This window comes from Enterobacter sp. CFEC122 (assembly GCF_052983755.1).
Genome location: NZ_JBRIQR010000090.1, coordinates 1 through 3,694, shown reverse-complemented (window position 1 = coordinate 3,694; position 3,694 = coordinate 1). Strand labels below are relative to the sequence as shown.

At 56.1% G+C, this 3,694-nt stretch carries 4 protein-coding genes and 2 pseudogenes; 2 read left to right on the top strand and 4 right to left on the bottom strand.

Annotated elements, in window-relative coordinates; genetic code table 11:
• Positions 1 to 44: 44 nt before the first annotated feature.
• Positions 45 to 422 (top strand): annotated as a pseudogene (locus tag ACVCAM_RS25995) (IS66 family transposase); the annotation flags it as partial.
• 250 nt (positions 423 to 672) lie between these two features.
• Here ACVCAM_RS25995 and ACVCAM_RS25990 read toward each other — a convergent pair.
• The 3 genes and pseudogenes from ACVCAM_RS25990 to ACVCAM_RS25980 form a co-directional block, all read right to left on the bottom strand.
• Positions 673 to 1,236 (bottom strand): chlorite dismutase family protein, encoded by a 564-nt coding sequence (locus tag ACVCAM_RS25990; RefSeq protein WP_001097412.1) that lies wholly within the window; start codon positions 1,234 to 1,236, stop codon positions 673 to 675.
• A 23-nt stretch (positions 1,237 to 1,259) separates the two neighbouring features.
• Positions 1,260 to 1,634: a cupin domain-containing protein gene (locus tag ACVCAM_RS25985; protein ID WP_001348195.1), complete on the bottom strand. Its 375-nt coding sequence runs from the start codon at positions 1,632 to 1,634 to the stop codon at positions 1,260 to 1,262.
• A 189-nt stretch (positions 1,635 to 1,823) separates the two neighbouring features.
• A pseudogene (locus tag ACVCAM_RS25980) lies at positions 1,824 to 2,260 on the bottom strand (IS66 family transposase); the annotation flags it as partial.
• A 292-nt stretch (positions 2,261 to 2,552) separates the two neighbouring features.
• Between ACVCAM_RS25980 and ACVCAM_RS25975 the strand changes: the two are divergent.
• Complete coding sequence (locus tag ACVCAM_RS25975; protein WP_009486461.1) at positions 2,553 to 2,840, top strand: thermonuclease family protein; 288 nt, start codon at positions 2,553 to 2,555, stop codon at positions 2,838 to 2,840.
• A 615-nt stretch (positions 2,841 to 3,455) separates the two neighbouring features.
• Here ACVCAM_RS25975 and ACVCAM_RS25970 read toward each other — a convergent pair.
• On the bottom strand, positions 3,456 to 3,694 hold a 239-nt coding region (locus ACVCAM_RS25970; protein WP_218778289.1), incomplete at its 5' end, for a hypothetical protein.

The window sequence follows — 3,694 nt, the reverse complement described above, 5'->3', positions numbered from 1 at the left end:
AATAAGACAAAAGGCTGCCTCATCGCTAACTTTGCAACAGTGCCCATCAGTGGATGCTGGCCCATCGCCAGAAAGTGCCGGATGGCTCCGGCACGGCCAAAGCCCTGGATTACAGCCTCAAACGTTGGGAAGCGCTGACGCGCTACCTGGACGATGGCGCTGTGCCCATCGACAACAACTGGGTGGAAAACCAGATCCGACCCTGGGCGCTGGGGCGCAGCAATTGGCTGTTTGCGGGTTCACTGCGCAGTGGTCAACGTGCGGCTGCGGTCATGACCCTAATACAGTCAGCGAAGCTGAATCGGCATGATCCCTATGCCTACCTGAAGGATGTGCTGACTCGCCTGCCGACACAGAAGAACAACGCCATCGACGAGCTATTGCCCCACAACTGGAAACCGGCCATACCTAACAAGGTGTAGGCCGGACGTGTATGGAGAGCCTTCTTCGAAAGCTGGACAAGGTGCCAACTCTAGACGGCAGGATATGCCCTGGGAGATCGATGAGAGAAAGAGGAGGCCATAAGTAGAAAATTTCCCAAGCGACTGGTGGCTCGCTAGGCATACGTGTCGTGTTACTCCTAAGTTATTAGACACACTAGATTTTCCGGGCTTTGCTGGGCTGCGGGTGTCGCAGGTGTATGCCGCACGGAGATCGCAGTTAAACCTGATACTAGGCCGGCTCATGCACTAGCCGGATGTCGATTTCTCTGTCGACATACTTCCACTCCACCGAGGCCCGGAGTTCGGCCAAAAGCCTGTTAAAGCCCGGCTCATCAGACGGGGAATATTCGAACCACGTCAAGAAGTCGAAGGGTTCGCTCTCGCCCAGGTCCCGACAATGGTGGAGACGACGGGCCACAGCAGGGAGATATTGGAGCCCAATGTGAATGTGACGGGACTGCTCCTCAAAAATCTTCCGGCGTTCGTCTTGAGCCAGTCCCCACCATGAGGGGTTTTTCCGGATAGGGATCAGGGCGGCACAGGTGGCCTCTGCTCGACCCAAACTTGGCTGCTTCGCCACGAGACGATCCTTCTCTTCACGCACGACATAACGCTCGTTACTCGTTATCCCGCGAAGAAGCCATTTGGTGCCCAAAGGCTGCGGCGAAACAGAGCCAGCGGCTACGTCGAGCCGGGGGATTCCAGGGAGAGGGGCTCCCGCCACGGCATCCATCCGAACAACGCGCCAAACACCCGTTTCTCCACCAGCGAACGTAAATAATCGTGTATTCATCAGTTTCCTCTCAGGCCTTTCGCCTATTTCTCAGCCAACGCAAAACCGGCATTGCCCGGCGCAACCACTGAAACAAATATAAAAGGTTCGGGGCCAGAGTTCATTGCACCATGTACCTGCCCAGGTTTTGCGATCGCAATATCTCCAGCTTTAAGATGAGTGACTATGCCGTTACCTTGATGATATTCGGCTTCACCTGAGATAACCGTCCAAGTATCTTGGCCGTGAGGATGTACATGGGAAGCTATTTCCTGCCCAGGGTGGGCGTGCCAAACAACGACGACAGAGTCATTGGTTTCCAGAACAACCGAACGAATCGGTTCGCCGTTAGACGGACGAACATATTCATCCACCGAAAAAATCCGCGATTCAGTTTCTGCTCTCATGTTCACACCCATTTAAAACTGATTGGACACGTACTCTAAACGCAACTGCGCCTGGACAGCACATGAAGATATGTACCTAAGCGCCCTTCGGGAAAACTATGCTCTGGCGCACAGAGACCGTCAATACTCCGTCGTGGGTAGGCATGACATAACGGGAGGAGACGGGCGACGCTTTGGTCATATGTACATGAGAAGGTGGCTCGCCCGCTCGGCAGGGTTGTTGTCGATGGGCAGGTGTCCCCCTTTCGATGTAGCGGATCAGCTTTAACCAGTTGCTCGCAAGGCAATTGATTGCTTGCCCAAGGCACTTTGACGACGTGACCTGGGGAGGGGTTTTGTCCAGCCTAGCTTTCAGTTGCTCCAGGAAAGCCTGGCTTTGCGACTGGCGCGTCTGGTATCGCTGGGCATCGCCCGCCTCTTCCATGTCGCGCTCGATGCCGTAGAGCTTGTTGATAAGAGTCAGTGCCATCTCCGCTCGGCCGATCTTGCCCTTGGATTGAGTTTTCTGATGAACTTGCGCCGCGCATGCCCAGCAACCTATACGCTCGACGCCTTTCTGCCTCCAGGAGGCGCTGCGGCACCTCCTGGGTACGGCTAGCGGTGTAATTGAACAGGATGACCGGAAGATTTGGTGGGCCACCGCGATCTCCTCAGTAGCTATAGCCAAACAGGTTGGGTATGAGAAGTTCAAGGGGGGGCGAGCAAAGCCCCCGTTCCAATTGATTCTCTATTCCACACAAATGGCGATATAAGCCGGCGGGTGATGACGACCCTGGAAGCTCTGGCATCGAGAGTGGATGTCTACTCCATCGACGAGGCGTTTCTGGATCTGACCGGAATCGACCGGGTGGTAAGCTTCGAGCCTTTTGGTCGGCAGGCGATTTGGCTCAAGGTGGAATCACCGGACGGTTACGATACAACGGTCAACGCTTGCGCCTGCTGTCGATTGACACCCCGGAAACCTACAAGCCCAGGTGCGACGCCGAGCTGACGAAGGGCCGCGAGGCAACCGCACGCCTCCGCGAACTGGTTGCCAACGCTCAGCGCATCGAGGTTGTCGATTCCGGCCAAGCCGACAAGTACGACCGCCGCCTTGTTCACCTGCTGATCGACGGGCGGGACGTGGGGCAAACCCTCATGGCCGAGGGGTTAGCCGTTGAGTGGAGGCCCGGCCCGAATGCGTGGAGGGAACGCCGTCGCCACTGGTGCGGATACTGATCGCTTTTCAGCTTGAGCCAGGAGCGCCCCGCCGCAGTGATCGGCACTTGTGTCGATCCGAGGAGGCGCAAGAGCCACAAGCCCCTGATAGGACCACGTAACGCGGCCATGCCACTAGAGCACGGCCGCTTTTTTCTTTTAAAAACAAAAATATAAAAAAATCCTGTTGCTTGAGCCGGTGGTATTGTGGGCAACTGCCGACCTGTTGGCAGGGTGGGGGCAACCGCTCGCGGTTGTCCCTGGCCTGTCAATGGGGAACCGCGAAGCGGTTAGGCAGGTATCCGGCTTGCCGGATTGTCCATAATTCCACGGGCTGTTTTCCCCAGGGCTACACGTTTTATATATGTTTTTTTTGTTTTAAAGAGTTTTAGGGAATCAGAAGGCAAAATTTACCTTCATTATCAGTTGCTTATAGAACCCCTCGGTGGGTAATAGACGGTTTCCGGTGGGTAATAGACGGGGTTGGGTGGGTAAACGACGGAACCGGGTGGGTAATAGACGGACTATCCACAGGCTGGATCGCCGGATCGATCCCCTCCCGTCTATTACACACCCGCCTTGCGCAAACCCTGACCAGTAGTCGCCTCGCGCTCCGTCTATTACACACCGCCGCGCTTAGTATTCGCCTGGGTCCAGTGGGGGGAGAACCCCGGAGCTGCTGACGACTTCCCCGCGTTGCGGACGCTCGACCGTCTCGCCGGGTTTCAGCGGATAGCGCCGCAGCACTCGCCCGTATTCTTCGCTCGCCCGCTTTGCTTCCACGCGCACGCGGCCAGACTCCGAGTTGACGCAGTTCAGGTAATTTTCTGTGGCACTGTTGCAAATAGTCGGTGGTGATAAACTTATCATCCCCT

Coding starts and splice junctions, on each gene's coding strand:
- ACVCAM_RS25990 (WP_001097412.1), bottom strand. CDS start 1,236: ATGAATACACGATTATTTACGTTCGCTGGTGGAGAAACGGGTGTTTGG.
- ACVCAM_RS25985 (WP_001348195.1), bottom strand. CDS start 1,634: ATGGGTGTGAACATGAGAGCAGAAACTGAATCGCGGATTTTTTCGGTG.